The organism is Catenulispora subtropica, from assembly GCF_039531675.1.
Lineage (GTDB): Bacteria > Actinomycetota > Actinomycetes > Streptomycetales > Catenulisporaceae > Catenulispora > Catenulispora subtropica.
Genome location: NZ_BAAAQM010000018.1, coordinates 35,620 through 58,619, shown reverse-complemented (window position 1 = coordinate 58,619; position 23,000 = coordinate 35,620). Strand labels below are relative to the sequence as shown.

Annotated in this window: 20 protein-coding genes; 9 read left to right on the top strand and 11 right to left on the bottom strand. The window is 70.2% G+C overall.

The features are described 5' to 3' along the window. Positions 1-58: 58 nt before the first annotated feature. Positions 59-871 (top strand): arylamine N-acetyltransferase family protein, encoded by an 813-nt coding sequence (locus ABD466_RS17405; RefSeq protein WP_344658112.1) that lies wholly within the window; start codon positions 59-61, stop codon positions 869-871. Positions 872-892: 21 nt separating this feature from the next. Here the strand turns inward: ABD466_RS17405 and ABD466_RS17400 are convergent, their stop codons facing one another. Further along, positions 893-3,421 (bottom strand): SpoIIE family protein phosphatase, encoded by a 2,529-nt coding sequence (locus ABD466_RS17400; protein ID WP_344658111.1) that lies wholly within the window; start codon positions 3,419-3,421, stop codon positions 893-895. A 141-nt stretch (positions 3,422-3,562) separates the two neighbouring features. Next, positions 3,563-3,967: a (deoxy)nucleoside triphosphate pyrophosphohydrolase gene (locus ABD466_RS17395; protein ID WP_344658110.1), complete on the bottom strand. Its 405-nt coding sequence runs from the start codon at positions 3,965-3,967 to the stop codon at positions 3,563-3,565. A gap of 59 nt (positions 3,968-4,026) precedes the next feature. Between ABD466_RS17395 and ABD466_RS17390 the strand changes: the two genes are divergently transcribed. Continuing rightward, entirely contained in the window at positions 4,027-4,332 is a 306-nt protein-coding gene (locus ABD466_RS17390) for a 4a-hydroxytetrahydrobiopterin dehydratase (protein ID WP_344658109.1), read from the top strand. On the opposite strand, the gene ABD466_RS17385 is transcribed toward ABD466_RS17390, so the two are convergent. From ABD466_RS17385 to ABD466_RS17365, 5 genes are all read right to left on the bottom strand, one after another. Beyond that, positions 4,329-5,339, bottom strand: coding sequence for an inorganic phosphate transporter (locus tag ABD466_RS17385; RefSeq protein ID WP_344658108.1), 1,011 nt, complete (start codon positions 5,337-5,339; stop codon positions 4,329-4,331). The two genes, ABD466_RS17390 and ABD466_RS17385, sit on opposite strands and share 4 nt — an antisense overlap. Continuing rightward, positions 5,340-5,972: a DUF47 domain-containing protein gene (locus ABD466_RS17380; RefSeq protein WP_344658107.1), complete on the bottom strand. Its 633-nt coding sequence runs from the start codon at positions 5,970-5,972 to the stop codon at positions 5,340-5,342. A 536-nt stretch (positions 5,973-6,508) separates the two neighbouring features. Further along, the gene (locus tag ABD466_RS17375) at positions 6,509-6,781 is read right to left on the bottom strand and encodes a hypothetical protein (RefSeq protein WP_344658106.1); all 273 of its coding nucleotides are present in this window, start codon (positions 6,779-6,781) and stop codon (positions 6,509-6,511) included. 84 nt (positions 6,782-6,865) lie between these two features. Further along, on the bottom strand, positions 6,866-7,855 hold the full coding sequence (locus ABD466_RS17370; protein WP_344658105.1) for a hypothetical protein: 990 nt from the start codon (positions 7,853-7,855) through the stop codon (positions 6,866-6,868). 123 nt (positions 7,856-7,978) lie between these two features. Beyond that, entirely contained in the window at positions 7,979-8,806 is an 828-nt protein-coding gene (locus tag ABD466_RS17365) for a helix-turn-helix domain-containing protein (RefSeq protein ID WP_425558670.1), read from the bottom strand. 8 nt (positions 8,807-8,814) lie between these two features. Between ABD466_RS17365 and ABD466_RS17360 the strand changes: the two genes are divergently transcribed. Then, positions 8,815-11,676: a helix-turn-helix transcriptional regulator gene (locus tag ABD466_RS17360; RefSeq protein WP_344658104.1), complete on the top strand. Its 2,862-nt coding sequence runs from the start codon at positions 8,815-8,817 to the stop codon at positions 11,674-11,676. Here ABD466_RS17360 and trhA read toward each other — a convergent pair whose 3' ends face one another. Further along, positions 11,677-12,348 (bottom strand): PAQR family membrane homeostasis protein TrhA, encoded by a 672-nt coding sequence (gene trhA / locus ABD466_RS17355; protein WP_344658103.1) that lies wholly within the window; start codon positions 12,346-12,348, stop codon positions 11,677-11,679. It abuts the gene before it with no gap. 296 nt (positions 12,349-12,644) lie between these two features. On the opposite strand from trhA, the gene ABD466_RS17350 reads away from it, so the two are divergent. The 6 genes from ABD466_RS17350 to ABD466_RS17325 all read left to right on the top strand — a co-directional run bounded on the left by ABD466_RS17350 (position 12,645) and on the right by ABD466_RS17325 (position 20,818). After that, positions 12,645-14,477 (top strand): phosphoenolpyruvate carboxykinase (GTP), encoded by a 1,833-nt coding sequence (locus ABD466_RS17350; RefSeq protein WP_344658192.1) that lies wholly within the window; start codon positions 12,645-12,647, stop codon positions 14,475-14,477. A 204-nt stretch (positions 14,478-14,681) separates the two neighbouring features. After that, the gene (locus ABD466_RS17345) at positions 14,682-15,461 is read left to right on the top strand and encodes an isoprenyl transferase (RefSeq protein ID WP_344658102.1); all 780 of its coding nucleotides are present in this window, start codon (positions 14,682-14,684) and stop codon (positions 15,459-15,461) included. A 289-nt stretch (positions 15,462-15,750) separates the two neighbouring features. Continuing rightward, positions 15,751-17,085, top strand: coding sequence for an RNA 5'-3' helicase PhoH2 (phoH2, locus tag ABD466_RS17340; RefSeq protein ID WP_344658101.1), 1,335 nt, complete (start codon positions 15,751-15,753; stop codon positions 17,083-17,085). Between the two features lie 331 nt (positions 17,086-17,416). After that, positions 17,417-18,259: a lytic transglycosylase domain-containing protein gene (locus tag ABD466_RS17335; protein ID WP_344658100.1), complete on the top strand. Its 843-nt coding sequence runs from the start codon at positions 17,417-17,419 to the stop codon at positions 18,257-18,259. Between the two features lie 337 nt (positions 18,260-18,596). Beyond that, complete coding sequence (locus tag ABD466_RS17330; RefSeq protein WP_344658099.1) at positions 18,597-19,478, top strand: aggregation-promoting factor C-terminal-like domain-containing protein; 882 nt, start codon at positions 18,597-18,599, stop codon at positions 19,476-19,478. A gap of 122 nt (positions 19,479-19,600) precedes the next feature. Continuing rightward, positions 19,601-20,818: a low temperature requirement protein A gene (locus ABD466_RS17325; RefSeq protein ID WP_344658098.1), complete on the top strand. Its 1,218-nt coding sequence runs from the start codon at positions 19,601-19,603 to the stop codon at positions 20,816-20,818. Here ABD466_RS17325 and ahpD read toward each other — a convergent pair. From ahpD to ABD466_RS17310, 3 genes are all read right to left on the bottom strand, one after another. Beyond that, the gene (gene ahpD / locus ABD466_RS17320) at positions 20,815-21,345 is read right to left on the bottom strand and encodes an alkylhydroperoxidase, AhpD family (RefSeq protein ID WP_344658097.1); all 531 of its coding nucleotides are present in this window, start codon (positions 21,343-21,345) and stop codon (positions 20,815-20,817) included. The two genes, ABD466_RS17325 and ahpD, sit on opposite strands and share 4 nt — an antisense overlap. 12 nt (positions 21,346-21,357) lie before the next feature. Next, the gene (locus tag ABD466_RS17315; protein WP_344658096.1) at positions 21,358-21,924 is read right to left on the bottom strand and encodes a peroxiredoxin; all 567 of its coding nucleotides are present in this window, start codon (positions 21,922-21,924) and stop codon (positions 21,358-21,360) included. A 285-nt stretch (positions 21,925-22,209) separates the two neighbouring features. Further along, the gene (locus ABD466_RS17310; protein WP_344658095.1) at positions 22,210-22,761 is read right to left on the bottom strand and encodes a hypothetical protein; all 552 of its coding nucleotides are present in this window, start codon (positions 22,759-22,761) and stop codon (positions 22,210-22,212) included. Between the last annotated feature and the right edge of the window lie 239 nt (positions 22,762-23,000).

Below are 23,000 nucleotides of genomic sequence, written 5' to 3'. Positions count from 1 at the left end.
CGCGGTCCTAGGACCGTGGCACCATGCGCTTGAGTGACGAGTCTGCGATAAAGGACTTATGTCTTCGACCCCCCAGAGGCTGCACCCGGAGCAAGTCGTCTCCTACCTTGAGCGGATCGGTGTGACCGGGCCCCTCGAGCCCGACGCGGAGTCCTTGCGCCGCTTGCACAGCGCACATCTGCACACGGTTCCCTTCGAGAACCTGAGCATCCATCTGGGCGAGGACATGTCGCTGGACGTCGGAGCGCTGTACGAGAAGATCGTGACGCGGCGCCGGGGCGGGTTCTGTTACGAGCTCAACGGGTTGTTCGCGGTGCTGCTGGAGTCCCTGGGCTATCGGGTGCGGCGGATGTCGGTGCGGACGTTCAGTCCGGACCACGGCTTCAGCCCGCCGGCCGACCACCTGGCCCTCCATGTCACGGACCAGGACGGCACCGCCTGGCTCACCGATGTCGGTTTCGGCCGCCACACCGAATATCCGCTCCGGTTCGACGACCGCGGCGAGCAGGCGGATCCCGGCGGCCTCTTCCGGATCACGGAGTACGAGGACGGCGAGCTCGACGTGCTGCGGGTGGGCGAACAGCAGTACCGGATCGATCCGCGGGCGCTGGCACTGAGCGATTTCAAGGTCGCGATGTGGTGGCAACGCACGTCGCCCGAGGCGCTGTTCACGCGGAACCTGATCTGCTCGGTGCTGACGGACGACGGCGGGCGGGTGTCGCTGAGCGGGCGGAGGCTGGTGACGACCGCCGCCGATCCGGCCGACCGGACCGAGAAGGAACTCGGGACCGACGGCGAGGTGCTGGCCGCGTACCGGGAGCTGTTCGGGATCGAGCTGGATCGCGTGCCCGAGGTCCGCAAGTCCACGTGATCCGCCAGGGCGGGTCAGGGTCTAGGCGAGCTCGAACCACACGATCTTGCCCCGCCCCGTGGTACGGGTCCCCCAACGGTTCGCCAGTTGGTTGACCAGCTGCAGGCCGCGTCCGCCCTCGTCGGTCTCCTGGGCGCGACGGACTTGGGGCACGACGTCCAGGCCGTCGCCGACCTCCACCAGGAGGCGGTCCGTCTTGAACATGTCGAGTGAGACCGGGGAGCGACCGTACCGCTGGGCGTTCGTCACCAGCTCGCTGACCAGCAACTCTGCCGTGTCACTGAGACTGGCCATGTTCCATTCGGTGAGTTTTTCCCGGACTTTGCGGCGGGCTTCCGAGACGGAGGACGGATGGACGTCCAGGTGCCAGTGGACCTTGCGGTCCGCGGGGATGGACTGGACCTGGGCCAGCAGGAGGGTCGCGTCGTCGGACGTGTCGCCCGTGATGCCCAGGACGTCCGTCACCGCGTCGCAGCACTCTTCCAAGGAGTCCGGCGGACAGTTCGCCAGCAAGGCCGCCATCACCCCGATTCCCTCGTCGATGTCGCGGCCCTTGTCCTCGACCATGCCGTCCGTGTAGAAGGCCAGGCGGGAGCCGTCGGGGATGTCGAATTCCTTGGTCTCGAAGACCCAGCTGCGGTAGGCGCCGCCGCCGACGCCCAGGGGCGGGGAGGGCGGCACGTCGAGCCCGCCCACGGTGCCGTCGGGAGCCATGAGCAGGGGGGGCGGATGGCCCGCGCGGGAGACGGCGAGTCTGCCGATGGCCGGGTCGTACACGGCGTAGATGCAGGTCGCCAGATGGTTCTCGGAGAGGGAGGCGCCGAGTTCGTCCAGTTGGTGCAGGACCTGGGCCGGTGAGAGGTCCAGGCCGGCGAGCGTGCGGGCGGCGGTGCGGAACTGTCCCATGATGCCCGCGGCGCGGACGCCGACGCCCATCACGTCGCCCACCACCAGGGCCACACGCGCTCCGGACAGCTGGATCACGTCGAACCAGTCGCCGCCCACCTCGGCGCCGACGGAGCCCGGGAGGTAGCGGTAGGCCACCTGGACGCCGGGCAGGCTCGGTATGCGCTGCGGCAGCAGGGCCCGCTGGAGCATCAGGGCCGTGGTGCGCTCCCGGAAGTACAGGCGGCCGTTGTCCATGGAGACGGCGGCGCGGGTGGTGATCTCCTCGGCGACTTCGATGTCCTCCGGTTCGAAGGGCGCGCTGTCAGGGTGGCGGTGGAAGTGCACCACGCCGAGGAGCGCTTCGCGGGCCCAGAGCGGCACCAGGATCGAGTCGCCGCCGGCGGGCTGCCAGAGCAGGGTGCCGTCGGTGGCGCGGATCGGCTCCTTCGCCACGGCGCTGATGCCGGCGGCCGAGTGCCAGGCCGCGCCGCCGAGCATGCGGTCGCTGATGTCCGGGTCGGTGGACCAGGCGCTGAAGCCTTCGGCGCGGACCGGATCGGTGATCGGGTCACGGCCCTGGTACACCAGCACGCGGCGGCGGCGGACGGGGGCCAGCCAGACCGGGCCGACGGGGCCGATGCGTTCGTCGAAGACCTCTTCCTTGATCTCGATCACGATCGCGTCGGCGAAGTCCGGGACCGCGACGTCGGCGAGTTCGCGGGCGGTCCGTTCCACGTCCAGGGCGGTGCCCATGCGGGAGCCGGCCTTGTTCACCAGGGCCAGGCGGCGGCGGGCGCCGGCGGCCGCGGCGGCGGCGCGGTGACGGTCGGTCACGTCCAGGATCAGGCCGGACAGCCCGATGACCTCGCCGTCCGGGCCGTGGAGGCGGTTGTAGCTGACGGACCAGACCCGTTCCTCTTCGGAGGCCGGGGTGAAACCGCCGTACTGCTCGTCGACGACCGGGACGCCGGTCTCCAGGACCTGGTCGGGGATCTCCTCCAGGCGGGGGTCGAGCTCCGGGAGGACTTCGCTGATGCGCTTGCCGATGTGCTCGGAGACCGGGACGCCGTTGATCCGCTCCAGCGCGCGGTTCAGGCGGATGTAGCGGCCCTCCTCGTCGAAGACCACCACGCCGACCGGGAACTGCTCGAACAGCGAGTCCAGGACGGCGCGGTCGCGGGTGATGCGGACCAGGTCCTCGGCCGAGTTGGCGTAGCCGAACACCAGGATGTGGTGCTGGTCGTCGCGCAGTCCCATGAGGTGCACGTCCACCGGGACGCCGGTGCCGTCCGGGGTGATCGCCTCCAGCTCGCCGCGGGCGTCGTCGCCGGAGCGGATGGCCTCGACCATGGCGTCGGCGGCTTCGGCGTCCTCGGGACGGAACATCGCGCGAAACGGCTTGCCGAGCATGGCGGTGCGGTCCCAGCCGAGCAGCTCCTCGGCGTTGAGGCGGTACTCGCGGATGGCGCCGTCGCCGTCGAGCATGAAGGTGGCCGAGCGGATGCGTTCGATGACACCGGCCATGCGGCCCAGATGGCGCTGCGCGTCGCCTTCGGAACCCTGCTCGAAGACCGAGGTGGTCATGGCCCAGCCGCCGCTGCGCCAGCCGGGGTTGTCCAGCCGCTCCCGGTGGGGCTGCTGCTCCTGCGGCTGGTCGGGCATGGACGGGTGTCGATTCTGTCGAAGGGGCCGGGTGACGGGCCCGGTTCTTCCGTGATCCTTCCCGGAAAGCCGCTTCCTCAAGCAGTTGATCCGACTTTCACACTATGAGAGCAGTCACAGCGTCCGCCGGGTTTGACCTGCTCACCAAGCGGTGGCGGCGAGCTCTTCGACGACGGGGATGTCGGGGGTCAGCCAGTCCAGATCCAGCAGGTTCCCGCGGGGCACCCAGGACAGCAGATCGTGGTCCTCCAGCGGACGGGGATCCGGCTGGTCCGGGAGCAGACGGGCCAGGTAGACGCGCAGAACCAGCCGGTCGTCGATGCGCGCGTCGGCGCCGACCCGGGCGCCGACCGCCACCTCGACGCCGAGCTCCTCCCGGCATTCGCGGACCACGGCCTCCGAATCGGTCTCGCCGGGCTCGACCTTGCCGCCGGGGAACTCCCACTTCCCGGCCAGACGGGGCGGGGCGGAACGGCGGGCGCAGAGCACGGTGTCGGCGCGGACGACGGCCGCGCCGACGACGATCACGCTGGTCTCGGTGGTCATTGTGCCGAGTCTAGGCGCGCTTGCGGGCCCAGCGGCCGGCGGACCGGGACAATGGGGGCATGCGTATTCTCGAGCAGGAGGAGATCCACCGGCGGCTCGCGGATCTGCCGGAGTGGACGGGCGGGGCCGAGGAGCTGACCCGGGTCTTCGCCGCCGGGGACTTCCCGGCGGCGATCGGGCTGGTGGACCGGGTGGCGGTGGCCGCCGAGGAGATGAACCACCACCCCGACATCGACATCCGCTGGCGGACGGTGCGGTTCCGGCTCTCCACGCACTCCGCCGGCGGCGTCACCGAGCTGGACCTGGAACTCGCCGGACGGATCGAGGCGCTGATCGGCGGGACGGCCGCGGCCGCCGCCGGCTAGCCGAAGATCGCGTTCGCGATCCACCACACCGCGGCGGCGCAGGCGCCGGCGCAGGGCAGCGTGAAGACCCAGGCGAAACCGATGTTGCGGGCCACGCCCCAGCGCACCGCCGAGCGGCGCTTCGTCGCGCCCACGCCCATGATCGACCCGGTGATGATCTGGGTGGTGGAGACCGGGGCCTTCCACACGAAGGCGGTGAAGTACAGGACGCCGGCCGCCACCGTCTCGGCCGCGAAGCCGCGCGGGGGGTCCAGTTCGATGACCTTGCGGCCCAGCGTGCGCATGATGCGCCAGCCGCCGGAGTAGGTGCCCAGCGAGATGGCCGCGGCGCTGCTGAACAGCACCCAGTTCGGGACGCCGGACTTGCTGGTGGCGTGACCGCCGGCGATCAGCGCCATCATGATCACGCCGATCGTCTTCTGCGCGTCCTGGATACCGTGGCCCAGGGCCATGGCGGCGGCGGACAGGGTCTGCGCCATCCGGAAGCCGCGGGAGACCCGGCCCGGGTGCGCCCGGCGGAAGGCCCACAGCAGGCCCACCATCAGGAAGTACGCCAGGACGAAGCCGACCACCGGGGAGGTGAACATCGGCAGGATGACCTTTTCCCAGACCCCGTGCCACTCCACGGTGATGCCGGCGGCCAGGCCGGCGCCGATCATGCCGCCGATCAGGGCGTGCGAGGAGGACGAGGGCAGGCCCAGCCACCAGGTCACCAGGTTCCACACCACCGCGCCGACCAGCAGCGAGAACACGATCACCAGACCGTCGGTGCCGGTCGGGGTCTTGATGATGCCCTTGGTGATGGTGGACGCCACGCCGCCGCCCAGCCGCAGACCGATGTAGGAGCCCAGGAGGTTCATCACCGCGGCCATGATCAGCGCGATCCGCGGGGTCAGCGCCCGGGTGGACACCGAGGTGGCGATGGCGTTCGCCGAGTCGTGGAAGCCGTTCGTGTAACTGAAGCCCAGGGCGACGACGATGACCGTCGCCAGGCCGAGCCAGGCCACTCAGGACTCCTTGACGACGATGGACTCGACCGTGTTCGCGACGTGCTCGAAGGCGTCGGCGGCGGCCTCCAGCGAGTCCACCACCTCCTTGAGCTTGAGCACGGTCAGCGCGTCGTACTCGCCGGAGAACAGGTGCGCCAGCAGCTTGCGGTAGGACTGGTCGGCGGCGTTCTCCAGCCGGTTGACCTCGATCCAGTACTCGGACAGGTCCTTCATGCCGCGCAGCTTGCGCATCGCCTGCGCGGTCAGCTCCGAGGCCCGCACCAGGGTGTCGACCTGCTCGGCCACGCCGCTCGGCAGGGTCTCGACGCCGTACAGGTTGACCAGGTCGACCGCTTCTTCCATCTCGTCCATGACGTCGTCCAGGGACGAGGCCAGGGCGTAGATGTCCTCCCGGTCGAAGGGCGTGATGAACGAGGAGTTCAGGGTGTTGTAGATCTTGTGCGTCGTCTCGTCGGCCACGTGCTCGGCGGCGCGCATCCGCTCGGCGATCTTGGAGCGCTCGCCGGCCGCGGACGGTCCCATCGCCCCGAGGAGCTCGGTCAGCAGGTTGGCGCCGACCACGAGATTGTCCGCCTGCTCGGCAAAAAGGTCGTAGAAGCTGGTCTCCCTGGGGGTCAGACGCAGTTTCACAGGAAGTCTCCGGGTCTTCAGTCGCCGTTAATCCGGCCGGGGGCTGATCGTCTTGGCTTGTTCGCCGCAAAGATGCTAGGTGCTCAACCTACCCAGCGCACAACCGGGCCACTAGCGTGGCCGCCGTGGCCGGGCCCGTTTCCCGCTCAGCGACGATCTCCACGCCCGAAGATGTGATCTTCGCCATCCTCGCCGGCCCCCTCCGACCCGTCGCGATCGACGGGTCCGGGACCGTTCAGCGCGCGCTGTCCGCGCCGGATCGGCCGGCGCTCGGAGCGCGGTTCGGGATGGCGATGAGATCCGGGCCGCCATACCGGATCCGGAGCATGGTTCGTCGAGTTCGGCGCTACGAGTTCGGCGCTACGAGTTCGGCGCTACGAGTCCGGCGCTACGGGTTCGGCGCTACGAGCCGGAGTCTCGAACCCGTTGCGGACGGTTCGCCGCGGACCGAGGTCACCGAGACCTGCGACCCGCGCCCGGCGCCGACACCGTGGCTGTCGGTGCGGACCGGTTTCCGCGCCGTGACGCGGCGGCTGCTAGGGAGCGGACTCTCCAGCGCCTGCGCTCGGCCGCCGAGTCGCAGGCCTGGCGGCCGGGCCGTTCTTGCCGGGCGTCAGGCCCAGCGCCTGGTCGATGACCGCCCAGTCCAGACGCTTGCCGGCGGTCGGGTGCGCGGCCACGGCCTGCAGCAGGTCTCCGTAGAGGGTGATCTCGTCCAGTGCCGTGGAGTCGATGGCGGTGGGCACGGCGCCGTAGCGGCCGTACGCCGAACCAGAGTCCTGCCGGTTGAGCATCATGGCTGAAATCACCGCCCGCCTCGGTCGTCGCGGCCCTTGGGTCCCCGACGGTGGAGCCTATTCCGCGACCGCGCGGCAGGGTATGGCCCAACAGGACTATTTGTGAGTGCCCGAAGGGCTAGAGGGGCGGGCCGACGGCGTGGGGGCGGCCGGGGCGACGGTCGGCGTGGCGACCGTGACCGGCGTCCCGAAGCCGAACAGCTCGGTGGCGGAGGTCACCTGCGCGACGGCCTTGGCCGGGCCGGGCATCGTGAAGGAGAACACGGCGACGAAGCGCCGCAGCCGGCCCTGCTCGTCGAGGTAGGCGTCGAACGGGACCTTCGTGGTGGTGAACGCGCGCGCGGCGTTGGCCAGCGCCTTCTTCGCGGCGGCCACGTCGGCGGCCGGGACGGCTTGTGCGGCGGGAGCCGCGGGGAGGGCCTGGCCGGCGGGCCGGGCGGGGGCCGCCGCCGGAGCGCCGGCCGGGGTCGGCGTCGACGCCGCCTGCTTCAGGTCCAGCGTGCCCTGGTAGTGCGCGACCGGGACGCCGCGGACCTGGTCCTGGCCGACGAACTTCACCCCGGGCTGGACGCCGGCCAGCATCGCGAACTCCAGCGCCGGGTCGGTGACGCCGCCGGAGACCAGGTTGCCGTCGGAGGACTTGGCGGCGTCGACCCGCGACCAGGGCTTGGCCGGCGTCGCGGCGTTCGAGGGGACCGAGCGCATGTAGAGCACGCCCGGGGTCAGCACCTCCTCCAGCCCGCCGTTGGCCAGCGTCAGGTCGATCTTGCCGGTCTGCCGGCCGAAGTCGTACTGGCCGGTGCCGTGCATCGTCGCGGTCTGCGCGGGCTGGGCCGGGGTCTTGCCCTGCGCGGGCGTCGCCGGGGTGGCCATGGTGAGCAGGGAGTCGACCTGCGCGGTGCCGGCCCGGTCGGTGGCGGGGCCGGCCGCGGTGACGGCGGCGACGGGCGTGGTGTGCAGATCCACTGTGCTGTGGCCCCGGCCGCCCGCGGCACCACCCGACGAGAACATGTTCATGGCGCTCACGGCGATCACGGCGAGTCCGCTGACCGAGGAGACCCCGATGGCGATACGGCGACGGTTCACGGATTCCCCCTGGCTGGGTCGCGAGGCGTGCGGTTCTCGGCTGCCCAACGAGCCCGGCCAGGACGGGTTACGTGAATCGGCGTGCGCGCCACCGGAATGGGCGACTCCCCCGCCGGGCGGAGGCTAGCGCGCGGCGTACTCCCGCAACGCCTCGGCGGTCTCCTCGTCCGCCGGGAAGAACGTCTCCAGCGTCAGCTCGGCCAGCGTCAGGTCGACCGCGGAGCCGAACACCGCGGTGGTGCTGAAGAAGCTCAGAACCCGGCCGTCGCGCCGGAAGCGGAACGGCACGACCACGCCGGCGTAGATGTCCGGCTCGGGGTCCGGCTCGGGGTGCGGATACGCCACACACTCCTTGAGCAGCTTGGTGAGTTCGGCGTCCCCGGAGGCCGCGGCGCGCCGGCTCAGCGCGCGCAGGAGGCGGTCCCGGGCCTCCCCGTGGTTCACGAGATGCGGGGCCAGGCCCTCCGGGTGCAGCGTGATCCGCACGGTGTTGCCGCCGCCGGCCAACAGCTGCGGGGAAACCATGTCGGTGAAAATCCCGACGGTCTTGTTGGCCTCGATGATGTTGGAGTGCTGGTCCAGCATCAGGGCCGGATACGGCAGGTGGCCGGTGAGCACGACGTCGATCGCGCGGCGCGCGGCCGCCATCTCCGGACTGGCCAGCGGCCGGGCCTTGAACTCCGGGGCGTAGCCGGCGGCCACCAACAGCTTGTTCCGGTCGCGCATCGGGATCTCCAGCTCGTCGGCCAGGCGCAGCACCATGTCGCGGCTGGGCTTGGCGCGGCCGGTCTCCATGAAGCTCAGGTGGCGCGTGGAGACGCCGCTGGCCGAGGACAGGTCGAGCTGGCTGACGTTGCGGGTGCGGCGCCAGGCCTTCAGCATCGTGCCGAAGTCGGCCGCCGGGGAACCCTTGACGGCGGGGCGGGGCGCGGCGAGGGTCGCGGTGCTCATGAACACCAATGTACGGAGCGCGGGCCCACTGTTCGATTGCCGCCGGGGCCGGACAGGACGATGCTTGGGGGATGGCGGCCAGGGGGGATGCGCGGCCGGCGGCCTCGGGAACGGTGCTGCACGGACGCGGACACGAGCTCGATACCATCAGGACCTTGATAGCGGCGGCGCGCGCCGGCACCGGCGGCGTGCTGGTCGTCGAGGGTGAGCCGGGCGCGGGCAAGAGCGCGCTGCTGGAGGCGGCCGCCGCGGTGGCGGCGGACTTCGAAGTGCTGCGCACGCGCGGGATCCAGTCGGAGGCGGAGCTCGCCTTCACCGGTCTGACCGAGCTGCTGGCCCCGCTGACGGAGCTGGCCGGCGGCCTGCCGCCGGAGCAGCACCGCACGCTGCGCACGGCGCTCGACGCCCGCGGCACCGCCGCGGTCGGACAGCTGCCGCTGGCGACGGCGGTGCTGGCGCTGCTGACCGCGGCCGAGCGCCGGCGCCCGGTGCTGGCGCTGGTCGACGACGCGCACTGGCTCGACGGCTCGTCGCTGGCGGCGGTGGGCTTCGTCGCGCGCCGGCTGGCGACGGCGCCGATCGCCCTGCTGGTGGCGCGGCGCGGCGCGGAGCCGAAGATCGGCGCGGCCGACGCGGTCGAGGTGCGGCTGCGCGGACTCGGCGCGGAGGCCGCGCGCGGGCTGCTGGCGGATCTCGGCGTGGAGGCGCGCGCCGGGGCCGCGAACCTCAGCGACCTCAGCGTCGAAGAGGAACCGCGGGACGACCCCGACGAGCGGCGCGAGGCGTCGAGTTCCCCGTCCTCCCCCCGCGAGCCGTGGCCGGCCGCGGCGCACCTGCGGCTCGCGGCGGACGAGTTCGACCGCCTGCTGGCCGAGACCCGCGGCAATCCGCTGGCGCTGATCGAGATGGCGCGGCTGGCGGCGTCCGGGGTGCTGGACCTGGCGACGCTGGCGGGCGGGCGCGAGCCGCTGCCGTCCGGCGTGCAACTGGCCGGGCTCTACCACGACCAGGTGACGACGCTGCCGGAACGGACCCGCCGCGCGCTGCTGACGGCCGCGGCGTCCTTCACCGGCGACGCGGCGCCGATCCAGGCCGCGCTGTTCGCGGCGCGCCTGGATCTCGGGGATCTGGCGCCGGCCGAGCAGGCGGGGTTCGTCGAGCTGACCGACGGCACGGTGCGCTTCGCGCATCCGCTGCTGCGCTCGGCGGTCTACCACGGGGCGGCCGACGCGGACGTGCGCGACGCCCACGACCGCTTGGCCGCCGCCCTGGCCGCCGCCGCGGGCCCCGCGGCACGCGAGCAGCGTGCCTGGCACCGCAGCTACGCCACCGACGGGCCGGACGCGGCGGCCGCGACCGCCCTCGCCGAGGTGGCCGCCGCCGCCGCCCGGCGCGGCGCTCCGACCGCGGCCCGGCAGGCGTATCAGCGGGCCGCGACCATCGCGCCGGACCCGACGCCGTATCTGATCGAGGCGGCGGTGTGCGCACGGGTGGAGGGCGACGTCGACGCGGCGCTCGACCTGCTGGACGCCGCCGAGGCGACCCTGGAGAAACAGACATCTGATATAGAGGTGCCGGCCGGACCGTCCGGCGCGCCGGCGACCGGTTCCGGCGTCCTCCACACGCGCATCCGCACCGAGCGGTCCCGTGTCGACCTCTCCCGCACCGACCCGGCGCGCCTCATGACCGATCTCGCCGCGGCCGCGGAGACCGCGCCCGATCCCGCGCACGCCGCCGACCTCACCGTCGCCGCCACCGCGGCCGCCGTCCTCGGCGCGCACTACGGCCAGGCACGCGCCCTGGCCGCGCTCGCCGTCGAGCGGGCCGTCCTGCCCGCCACGAAGGCCGCGGCCGCCGCCGTGTCCGAGCACGTGGCCCTCCTGCTCGGCGAGCCCGCGCCCGACGAGCAGGCGCCGCTGCCCGATCCCACCGACCTCGACATGCCGCTGGAGACGATCGTCTACCCGGCCTGGACCGCGGCCCTGCGCGGCGTCCCGCACCCGCGGCTCGCCCTGGCGCTCAAGGCCGCCCACGACGCCGGCGCCCGCTCCCGCCTGCCCGCGCTGCTGACCATGGCGGCCGAGCTGGACCAGCGCGCCGGGCACTGGGACGTGGCCCGCGGCCGGGCGCTGGCCGCCGCGGACCTCGGCGCCGACCTCGGCCAGCCGCTGTGGCCCGCGCTGGCGCTCGCCGTGGCCGCGCGGATCGCCGCCTACCGGGGCGACCGCGCGGATTTCGCCGATCTCGAGGCCCGCCTCGCCGCGCTCCCGCCGGTCCCCGCGGACCATCCCGCCGAGTTGGCCTTCCGCCACGCCCGCACCGTCCTGGTCCTCGACGAGGACCGCGAGGCGGCCGCTACGGAACTGCAAGCCATCGAGGACACACTCCACACCCACGGTGTCCGCCACCCGGCCTTCATCCCGGTCCGCGCCGACCTGGACGAGCTCCTCAACCGTGATCCCGAGCAGGATCGGCAGACGCCCGACCCGTTCCAGTCAGCGCGTCGCGACCTTCAGGCCGCACGCCGGCTCCGCGATCGCCGCCACCACGCCGAGGCACGGGCGCTGCTCGAACCGGCGCACGACACCTTCCGCCGTCTGCGGGCCCGCCGGTGGGAGGCGCTGTGCGAGGAAGAGCTCACGCACCTCGTCGCGGCCAAGACCCCGGAGCCCAAGGGCCTCACGCCGTACGAGACGCAGGTGGCGCGGCACGTCGGCGCCGGACGCACCAACAACGAGACCGCGGCCGCGCTGTACATCTCTCCGAAGACCGTGGAGTACCACCTGCGCAACCTCTACAAGAAGCTCGGCATCCGCTCCCGGACCGAGCTGGCGCGCATCGTCGCCACCTGGGAGGGCGACACCCGGTAGCTACATGGCCACCAGCGACACCCCGATGAAGTGCAGGGAGAACGCCGCGATCGTGAGCGTGTGGAACACCTCGTGGAACCCGAACCACCGCGGCGAGAAGTCCGGGCGCTTGGTGCCGTAGACCAGGGCGCCGAGCGAGTACAGCACGCCGCCGACGATCATCATCACCAGGATCGCGACGCCGCCGGCGTGCAGGAACTGCGGCAGGAAGAACACCGCGGCCCAGCCCAGTGCCACGTAGCACGGCGTGTAGATCCACCGTGGCGCCCCGAGCCAGAACACCCGGAACGCGATCCCCACCAGGGCGCCGCCCCAGACCACGGAGAGCAGGGCACGCTCAGCCGTCCCGTGCAGGAGCAGCACGGTGAAGGGCGTGTACGTCCCGGCGATGATCAGGAAGATGTTGGCGTGGTCCAGGCGCCGCAGGATCGCCTCGCCTCTCTGGCCCCAGTTGCCGCGGTGGTAGAGCGCCGAGGTGCCGAACAGCATCACGGCGGAGAACGCGAAGACGGCTGAGGCGATCCGGGCCCGGCCGCTGTCGGCCAGCGCTATCAGCACGATTCCGGCGGCCAGCGCCAGGGGCGCGGCGAACAGGTGCAGCCAGCCGCGCAGCTTCGGCTTCACCGGGGCGACGGCGTTCGATACGGCTTCGGCAAACGACGGCGGCGTCATGTCACCGGAGAGTAACTTACGGGACCGTAGGTTTGGAAGGGCCGTCCGAGGACTGGGAGGAATCGGTCCAGAAGCGCCAGGCGGGCGCTCGGAAGGCGCCGGAGGGGCGCTCGGGTCCCGGGACGCCGCGGCGCTCCGAGTGTGACGAACTAGCCATTGCCGACTATCCACCATGTGGACTGCCGTGGGTACACTCCCAAATACCCTCATCATTTCGACCGGGCCGCTACCAGTGCGGATGGGACGTGGACCCGGTGCCTTAGGAGCGCGCCATGACTGACGTGTCCAGCAAAACCATGCCCGCGAACGGGCCCGCCTCGGCGATACCGGGCTTGGACGACGCCCCGACCGGCCACGCGGCCCTGAAGGCGTGGGTCGCCGAGATCGCGGAACTGACCCAGCCCGACGCCGTCGTGTGGTGCGACGGCTCCGACGCCGAGTGGGACCGCCTGACCGCGCTGCTCGTCGAGCAGGGCACCTTCACCCGGCTGAACGAGGCCAAGCGCCCGAACAGCTTCTACGCCAAGTCCGACCCCAGCGACGTCGCGCGCGTCGAGGGCCGGACCTACATCTGCTCCGAGCACGAGGCCGACGCCGGCCCCACCAACAACTGGATGGCCCCGGCGGAGATGAAGGGCATCCTGGACGGCCTGTTCGCCGGCGCGATGCGCGGCCGCACGATGTACGTCGTGCCGTTCTCGATGGGCCCGATCGGCTCGCCGCTGTCGGCGATCGGCGTGGAGCTGACCGACTCCCCGTACGTGGTGGTCTCGATGCGCGTGATGACCCGGATGGGCCGCGCGGTGCTGGACGAGCTCGGCCCGGACGGCGAGTTCGTCAAGGCCGCGCACACCGTCGGCGCGCCGCTGGAGCCCGGCCAGGCCGACGTGCCGTGGCCGTGCAACGAGACGAAGTACATCACGCACTTCCCGGAGACCCGCGAGATCTGGTCCTACGGCTCCGGCTACGGCGGCAACGCCCTGCTCGGCAAGAAGTGCTACGCGCTGCGCATCGCCTCGGTGATGGCCCGCGACGAGGGCTGGCTGGCCGAGCACATGCTGATCCTGAAGCTGACGCCGCCGAGCGGCGAGGCCAAGTACGTCGCCGCGGCGTTCCCGAGCGCCTGCGGCAAGACCAACCTGGCGATGCTCACCCCGACCATCCCGGGCTGGAAGGTCGAGACCGTCGGCGACGACATCGCCTGGATGCGCTTCGGCGACGACGGCCGGCTGTACGCGATCAACCCGGAGGCCGGCTTCTTCGGCGTCGCCCCGGGCACCGGCCGCGCGACCAACGCCAACGCGATCGACACGCTCTACGCGAACTCGGTGTTCACCAACGTCGCCCTGACCGACGACGGCGACGTGTGGTGGGAGGGCCTCACCGAGGACAAGCCGGCGCACCTGACCGACTGGAAGGGCCGGGACTGGACCCCGGACAGCGCCGAGCCGGCCGCGCACCCCAACGCCCGGTTCTGCGTCCCGGCGGCGCAGTGCCCGACCATCGCCCCGGAGTGGGAGGACACCAAGGGCGTCCCGATCTCGGCGATCCTGTTCGGCGGCCGCCGTGCCACCGCCGTCCCGCTGGTGACCGAGTCCTTCTCCTGGCAGCACGGCGTCTTCCTGGGCGCCAACGTGGCCAGCGAGAAGACCGCCGCGGCCGAGGGCACCGCCGGCGAGCTGCGGCACGACCCGTTCGCCATGCTGCCGTTCTGCGGCTACAACATGGGCGACTACTTCGGCCACTGGCTGAACATCGGCCAGAAGGCCGAGGCCGAGAAGCTGCCGAAGATCTACTACGTCAACTGGTTCCGCAAGGGCGAGGGCGGCAAGTTCCTGTGGCCCGGCTTCGGTGAGAACAGCCGCGTCCTGAAGTGGATCGTGGAGCGGCTGGAAGGCACCGCGGCCGGGACCGAGACCCCGATCGGCGTGCTGCCCACCAAGGACGCGCTGGACCTGTCCGGCCTGGACGTGACGGACGCCGACCTGGACGTGCTGCTCAGCGTCGACAAGGAGACCTGGAAGCAGGAGGCGGCCCAGATCCCGGCGCACTTCGGCCGGTTCGGCGACCACCTGCCGACCGAGCTGAACGCCGAGTACGAGGCGCTGCTGGAGCGCCTGGAGGCGTAGTCCCGGCCCGTTCCCGGAAAGCCCCGGGAGACCCCGGCCCCGCTTCGGTTTTCGGAGCGGGGCCGACTCGTGCGTACCCTGGACGGACACGGTGTCTTCACGAAACCCGCACTGAGCGGTTCGCCCAAGCCCGTGTCGGGACGTACCACGTCTCCGATAGCCTCGGTGCGTCCATCCAGCCCCTGGTAAGAAAGGCGCCTTGCTGTGAGCCTGCGAGACGTCGCCTACAGCGTCTACGAACGGCGCCTGGCGGCTCGCCTGCACTCCGACGTCCAGCGCGGCAAGAAGAAGGTCCCGCGGCACATCGGCGTCATCATGGACGGCAACCGCCGCTGGGCCAAGCAGATGGGCGAGCAGATCGCCACCGGCCACCAGCGCGGAGCGGACAAGATCCACGAGGTGCTGGACTGGGCCGAGGAGGCCGGGGTCGAGACGGTCACGCTGTGGCTGTTCTCCACCGACAACTTCAACCGGCCCGCCGATGAACTCGCCGACCTGCTGCGGATCATCGAGGGCTCGGTGCGCTCGCTGGCCGACACCGGCCGCTGGCGGGTGCACCCGCTGGGCGCGCTGGACCTGATGCCGGCCGACTTCGCCCGGCACCTGAAGGAGATCGAGGAGCAGACCCGGGACAACCCGGGGATCCACGTGAACGTCGCCATCGGCTACGGCGGGCGGCGGGAGATCGCCGACGCGGTGCGCTCACTGCTCGCCGACGCCGCGGCCCGCGGGACCTCGATCGAGGACCTGGTGCAGGTGCTGGACGTGGAGCACATCACAGAGCACCTTTACACGCACGGGCAGCCGGACCCGGACCTGATCATCCGAACCTCCGGGGAACAGCGGCTGAGCGGGTTCATGCTCTGGCAGAGCGCACACAGTGAGTTCTACTTCTGCGAGGCGTACTGGCCGGCGTTCCGGAAGGTCGATTTCCTGCGGGCGTTGCGCGACTATGCGAACCGGCACCGGCGTTACGGAGTCTGAAGAGGCGGCGTCGCGAAGCGACTCCTCGACGGGCGGTGGCTGGCGAGGAGTGGGCGAAACCTCTTCTCCTGCCTCTCTAGTGGTGTGTTCGAACCGCGAGACAGCGCCCTCATTCTGTTACGTAGCGTCATCATCACAGCTCAGAACCGTGACGAGAGGTGACCGCTGGTTTAGCCCCAACAGGTGACGGGAACTTCCACATCGTGCCGGAGGAGCAAGGTCGACTCACACAGATGGCTGTGACGGGTCTGCTCCCCGGCGTTTGTCACTTCTGGGGAGACAGACAACAGTGGCAGCTACCCCTCGCCGCCGCGCCTCCACCAAGGCCCGGCGCCGCACCCACGTCCTCGACACCAGCGTCCTGCTCGCCGATCCGTCGGCACTGACCAGGTTCGCCGAACACGAGGTCGTCGTCCCGGTCGTCGTCGTGACCGAACTCGAGGCGAAACGGCACCACCCCGAGCTCGGCTACTTCGCCCGCAACGCGCTGCGGATCCTGGACGAACTGCGCATCCAGCACGGGCGCCTGGACGCCCCCATCCCGGTCGGCACCGCGGGCGGCAGCCTGCGGGTCGAGCTCAACCACACCGATCCGACCGGCCTGCCGCCGGGCTTCCGGCTCGGCGACAACGACTCCCGGATCCTGGCCGTGGCCTGCAACCTGCAGGCCGAGGGCCTGGACGTGGTGCTGGTCAGCAAGGACCTGCCGATGCGGGTCAAGGCCAGCGCCGTGGGGCTGGCGGCCGAGGAGTACCGCGCGGAGATCGCGCTGGAGGCCACCTCGGGCTGGACCGGCATGGCCGAGCTGGACATCCCGGCCGACGCGGTGGACGAGCTGTTCTCGTCCGGGACCGCGGACGTCGCCGAGGCGGCCGAACTGCCCTGCCACACCGGCCTGGTGCTGCTGTCCGAACGCGGCAAGGCGCTGGGCCGGGTGACCGCCGACAAGAAGGTGCGGCTGGTGCGCGGCGACCGCGACGTCTTCGGGCTGCACGGCCGCTCGGCCGAACAGCGCGTGGCGCTGGACCTGCTGCTGGACCCGGACGTCGGCATCGTCTCGCTCGGCGGGCGGGCCGGCACCGGCAAGTCGGCGCTGGCGCTGTGCGCGGGCCTGGAGTCGGTGATGGAGCGCCGCCTGCACCGCAAGGTCGTGGTGTTCCGGCCGCTGTACGCGGTCGGCGGCCAGGAACTGGGCTACCTGCCCGGCACCGAGAACGAGAAGATGTCGCCCTGGGGCCAGGCCGTGTTCGACACGCTGTCCGCGCTGACGTCCCAGGCCGTCATCGACGAGATCGTGGACCGGGGAATGCTGGAAGTGCTCCCGCTCACACATATCCGGGGCCGCTCCCTGCACGACTCCTTCGTCATCGTCGACGAAGCGCAATCCCTCGAACGCAATGTGCTACTGACCGTGTTGTCCCGGATCGGTACGGGATCGCGTGTCGTTCTCACCCACGATGTAGCGCAGCGTGACAATCTGCGTGTGGGGCGTTACGACGGAATCGTGTCGGTCGTGGAAAAGCTCAAGGGACACCCCTTGTTCGCCCATGTAACTCTCACCAGAAGTGAGCGGTCGCCGATCGCAGCTTTGGTGACAGAGTTGCTGGAGGAACTGGCGGTCTGAGTGCGGACCCCCGCCGTGCTGGGGTTATCACGCTGCGTTCACCGTGACGCAGGACACGCAGGAACAGGTTGAAATCGGGCGAATGGCCCTGCATCGTCGAATGCGTAAGACCCCGCGTCTGGCAATCGCAATCGACGATCCAGGGCCATAGGCCGCCGGCGCCGTAGGGATGGAAGTGGGATTTTCGCCCACTCCGTCCCGACGCATTCGACGCAATCAGTGATTGCATTGTCACTATCCGTCACGGATAGAAAGTCGAGCCGCAGCGGGGTGAACCCACTTCGGAAGGCTCCCTTTGTTCTCCGTGCGGAAATCTGTCTCCGGCCTGCGCATGTCCCGAACCAAGGCGCTCGCCGTCACCGGCGCCCTCGCCGTGACCGGTGCGTTCATCGCCACCGGCGTGGCGGCGCACGCCTCCTCCAACGACAACCACAAGGTCACCGCGGCCGTCTCCACCGCCAAGGCGGGCCAGGACAAGGCCGCCGCGGACCTCATCGCCCAGCGCGCCGCCGCCGACGCCGTCGCGAACCGTGACGCCAGCCGCGCCCCGGTCGACGCCGCCGCTGACAAGGCCGCCGCTGACAAGGCCGCCGCTGACAAGGCCGCCGCCGACAAGGCTGCCGCCGACGCCGCCGCCAAGGCCGCCGCGGACAAGGCTGCCGCGGACAAGGCCGCTGCCGACAAGGCCGCCGCGGACAAGGCCGCCGCCGCGAAGGCCGCCGCTGACAAGGCCGCCGCCGACGCCGCCGCGAAGAAGGCCGCGGACGCCGCCGCCGCGAAGAAGGCGGCCGACGCCGCCGCCGCTGCCAAGGCCGCGACCCCCGTCTACGCGAACAACCTGGACGGCTGGATCAAGCAGGCGGTCGCGATCCTGAACGCCAACGGCACCCCGACCTCGTACAACGCGATCTACCAGGCCGCGATGCACGAGTCCGCGGGCAACCCGAACGCCGTCAACGGCTGGGACTCCAACGCCGCCAAGGGCACCCCGTCCATCGGCCTGCTGCAGGTCATCCAGCCCACCTTCAACGCGTACATGCTGAAGGGCCACGGCAACATCTACAACCCGGTCGACAACATCATCGCCGGCGCCCGCTACGCCGCCGACCGCTACGGTTCGCTGGACAACGTGGTGGCCGCGCGCTGCGGTGGCTCCTGCTGGTTCGGTTACTGAGCCGAATCAGGCCATCATCCTCCGTCACCGTCTCGCACGGTGACGGAACCACAACTCAGTGCACTGTGATATTCCCGACCCTCTCCCGGCTTGTCTTCGATCAGGCTTCCGGGAGAGGGTCGATTTCTGGAAGACCCCGCGCTCGGGCTCGCGGGAGATACGTCCACGCGGGATGTTGATCCACCGGGGGGTGGATTGGCGGCGATGCGGCCGCCACTTCGATGCCCATGCGCCGCTCCGTTTCAGGGAGCCGGCCAGCTTCCCACACGCCACGGATGGGTCCGTGCTGTGCGGAAACGGCCGCGAAAAGGGGTGAGGCACTGCGAAAGGCACTGTTTTGTCCGGCCATACCGGCACTGAGCACGACCACCAGCACCACACCCCGGGGGACTCCTCGGACTCCCCGAAGCACCGTTTCGGGGACACCGCTTCGACGGTCGCGGGCAAGACCGTCTCGCTGATCACGGCGAAGCTCCCCACCAAGGCCTCCCGAATAGTCGCCGCCGCGACGGTCGGGACCCTGGTCCTGGGCGGCGCGGGCACCGCGTACGCGGTGCACCAGAACGACGTGACGAGCCACGACAAGCAGGTCACCGCCGAGGCCGCCGCCGTGAAGCTGGCCGCGGACCAGAAGGCGGCCGCCGACAAGGCCGCCGCGGACGCCGCCGCCAAGGAGGCCGCCGACGAGGCGGCTGCGGACGCCGCCGCGAAGGCGGCCGCCGACAAGGCCGCCGCGGACGCCGCCGCCAAGGCCGCTGCCGACAAGGCCGCCGCGGACAAGCTCGCCGCCGACCGTGCGGCAGCCGCGGCCGCCGCGAACCGGGACGCGCAGCGCCAGCAGTTGCCGTCCAGCGCGCCGAGCACCACCAGCGCGCCGAAGCCGACCGCCACGCCCAAGCCGACGACCTCGACGCCGAAGCCGCCGGTGGCCTACGGCTCGGCGTACGACATCGCGAAGTCGATGGTCCCGGCGAGCCAGTTCGGCTGCTTCGCCAACATCATCCAGCGCGAGTCCGGATGGAACGTGCACGCCACCAACCCGGGCTCCGGCGCGTACGGCCTCGGGCAGGCGCTGCCGGGCAGCAAGATGGCCTCGGCCGGCTCGGACTGGCGGGACAACCCGGCGACGCAGATCAAGTGGGTGCTGTCGTACATGGACTCCCGCTACGGCTCCCCGTGCGGCGCGTGGTCCTTCTGGCAGTCCCACAACTGGTACTGATCCGCTGACCGGTAGCACTCCCTGACCCGGAACACCGGTTTTCGTACGACAGATCCCCTGATGCCCCGTTCGGCGCAGACACCCTGCGCGCGCACGGGGCATCACTGCTTTTTAATGCAGGTATGCCGTCCTCGCCGATCGCCCTGATCCGACCGATACTGCTGCGCGACCCGCACGAGGAGGGGCGCACCGCGACCACCCTCGAGCTGTTCTTCGACCTGGTCTTCGTGGTCACCATCAGCGCCATCGCCACGGAGTGGCACCACGCGGTGATCGGCGGTCACCTGGAGCACGGCGTGGTGTCCCTGGTCGAGATGGTGTTCGGCGTCTGGTGGGCGTGGATGGGTTTCACCTGGTTCGCGAACTTCTTCGACCCGGACGACGTGCCCTACCGGCTGATGGTGCTGGTGCAGCTGCTGGCGTCGCTGGGCCTGGCGTCCGGCATCCCGGACGTGTTCGAGCACGACGACTTCCGCATCGTCGTGGGCTGCTATGTGGTGATCCGCCTGGTGATGGCGACCCAGTGGCTGCGCGCCGGCCGGGCCAACCCCGAGCTGCGCCGCTACTGCCGGCGCTGGGCGGTCGGCATCTGCGTGGTCCAGGTGGGCTGGGTGGCCTTCGGCTTCGGCCTGCACGACCTGACCCCCTTGCAGACCCTGCCGTTCTTCCTGCTCGGCGCCATCGTGGAGCTGGCCGTGCCGATAATCGCGCAGCTGGTGGAGACGGCACCGATCCCGCACCCCGAACACGCCGAGGAACGCTACGGCCTGTTCACGATCATCATCCTGGGCGAGATGGTCCTGGTCGCCTCCGACACCTTCAACACCGCCCTGCAGGACCACACCCACCTGGCGACCCTCCTGCTCGGCGCGGTGAGCGCGGGCATCCTGGCCTTCTGCCTCTGGTGGCTGTACTTCGACTTCCTCGGCGACTACGACCTGCGGAACATCCGCACGGCGTTCATCTGGGGCTACGGCCACTACTTCATCTTCGGCGCCCTCACCACGGTGGGCGGCTCGATGGCGGCCCTGCTGGAACAGGTGACGAACCCCGGCGAGGGTCCCGGCCGCACGACGATGGCCCTGATCCTGACCATCCCGATCGCCCTGTTCCTCGCGACGGTGGCCCTCCTGCGCCGGGTGAGCGAGACGGCGTTCTGCCGCCGCTGGCTGACCGCCGCGGCGGCCGTCCTGGCGGTCGGCACCACCGCGGGCGCGGCCTGGGGCCCCACGGCGACCCTGGTGTCCGTATGCGCCACGACCGCCGCCTTCCTCGCCTCGGAGATCGTCACGAAGGGGAAGGCGGCGGCCCGGACGCCGGTCAAGCAGGGTGCTGCTTAAGCCAGCGAGTCTTCGGCCTCGAGCGTCACGGCGACACTGTTGACGATGGCAGCGATCTTAACCGCTTCCTGCACCGTCTCGCGCGAGGCACCGGCCTTCACGAGCACCTGCTCATGGGACTCCAGACACCGCTGGCAGCCGTTGATCGCCGAAACAGCCAACGACCACAACTCGAAGTCCAGCTTGTCCACCCCATGACTGGCCATGAGATTCATCCGCAACCCGGCCCGCAGGTTCTGGTACTCGGGATCCCCGAGCAGATGCATACCCCGGTAGTAGACGTTGTTCATCGCCATCATCGCCGCAGCCCCCTTGGCGGCGACATAAGCGACATCCGACAGACGCCCCTTCGCCTCCGCCGACAACTCCGCGATGACCTTCGGATTCCGCGACGCGATCGCGGTCGCCACAATCGCCCCCCACAGCTGCTGCTCAGTCAACTTCGAGGTGTTCACCATCGAGCTGAGGTTCAGCTTGACGTCCTTGGCATACTCCGGCAGATCTTCCTTCAGGACTTCGTAGCCCATGGCAGCGACCCCTCAGGCGTTCAGAAGCTCACGAACACTGAGCGTCTCGTCGCCCGCCTTCCAGTTGCACGGGCACAGCTCATCCGTCTGCAGCGCGTCCAGCACCCGCAGCACCTCGTCCACGTTCCGCCCCACCGACCCGGCCGTCACCATGACGAACTGAATCTCGTTGTTCGGGTCGATGATGAACGTGGCCCGGTCAGCGACACCGTCCTTGTTCAGCACCCCGGCAGCAGCCGAAAGCTCACGCTTCACGTCCGCCATCATCGGGAACGGCAGTTCCCGCAGGTCCTTATGGTCCAACCGCCACGCCCGGTGCACGAACTCGTTGTCGACGGAGACACCGAGCACCTGGGTGTCCCGGTCCTGGAACTCCCCATTGAGCTTGCCGAACGCGGCGATCTCGGTCGGACAGACGAACGTGAAGTCCTTGGGCCAGAAGAAGACGACCCTCCACTTGCCCTCGTAGGACTTGTCCGTGATCTGCACGAACGCGTCCTCCGGGTTCGCCTGGTCGATGTCGACCACCGAGGTCAGGTTGTAGGACGGGAACTGGTCACCGATGGTCAGCACGGCCACGGGAATCTCCTTGCAGTGAGGGGTTGCCTTGAAGCGCGCTCAAGCGGGCCGGGAGCCGGCGAACGCGACGTGACCAGGCTGTCAGATCGGGATTGATCAGTGAAATAGGCGCGAGCGCGATTTGCGATAGGAAGATCCGATCAATCGCTCGCATCTGGACTGCCACCTGCGGCAGTGCTGTCACACTGGGAGCAGCGACACTCCGCAGTGTGAACCACCTTCCGTCATCTGACGAATCCCCGCCAAGATGCGAGACTCGATCCCGCCCAGCCTGCGAAGCAGCGATCAGCTGATCTGCGGCCATTCTGTGTCCGGGATGCAGCTCTCGGAGCTGTCCCAAAACATGTGATCCCACTCGCGTCCGACGAAGACAGGTCGGCTTACGACGACATCGCCAGCCCGTTGCGCACGCAACACCACGCCGAGACCTACGGCCGCGGGATCGTTGCTCACGGAGTAGCGTGCGCCAGCGTCATGCGCGGTGGCGTAGTCGATGAACTCCGCTTCGAGCTCGGAAGGCACCCGGCCCACAAGCCGTATGCCGCCCAGCGCTACTTGGGGACCGCTGCGGCCGTTGACCGCCACACAGAAGACCTGATCAGAAACAGTGGAGTACACATCAGCGGCATAGAGCCTTGGCCCAGTCCGCACGAACTCAAGCGTCCGACCCGTTACGCCATGAGGCAGGTGGTGCCGACGGAAGACTCTCAGGTCATGACCGATAGCCACTTCGAGATCGGCGCAACTCATTCCGAATCGGATCGGACCTACACTCTCGAAGGGAACGAAGCTCCACTGCAAGCGGCAAGCTTCGTCGAGGACGTCGCGGACTGTCACGGCACCTAACTCCCGCGCACATCATCAGGGCTCACGGCGCCCTCCACCAGTACGGTTTGATCTAATGCCACTGCGACACCCAACGCAACGACCGGCCTAACGACTCGTAACAAAATGAGCGCGGCTCGGCTGCGTGCGGTACTTGTGCGGCCACGTCGACAGGGCGAAATACCTGTGGCCCCGCAAGACCGAGTTGGGCAGACTGTCGGGGTGGACGATCAAGAATCCAACGTCGACAC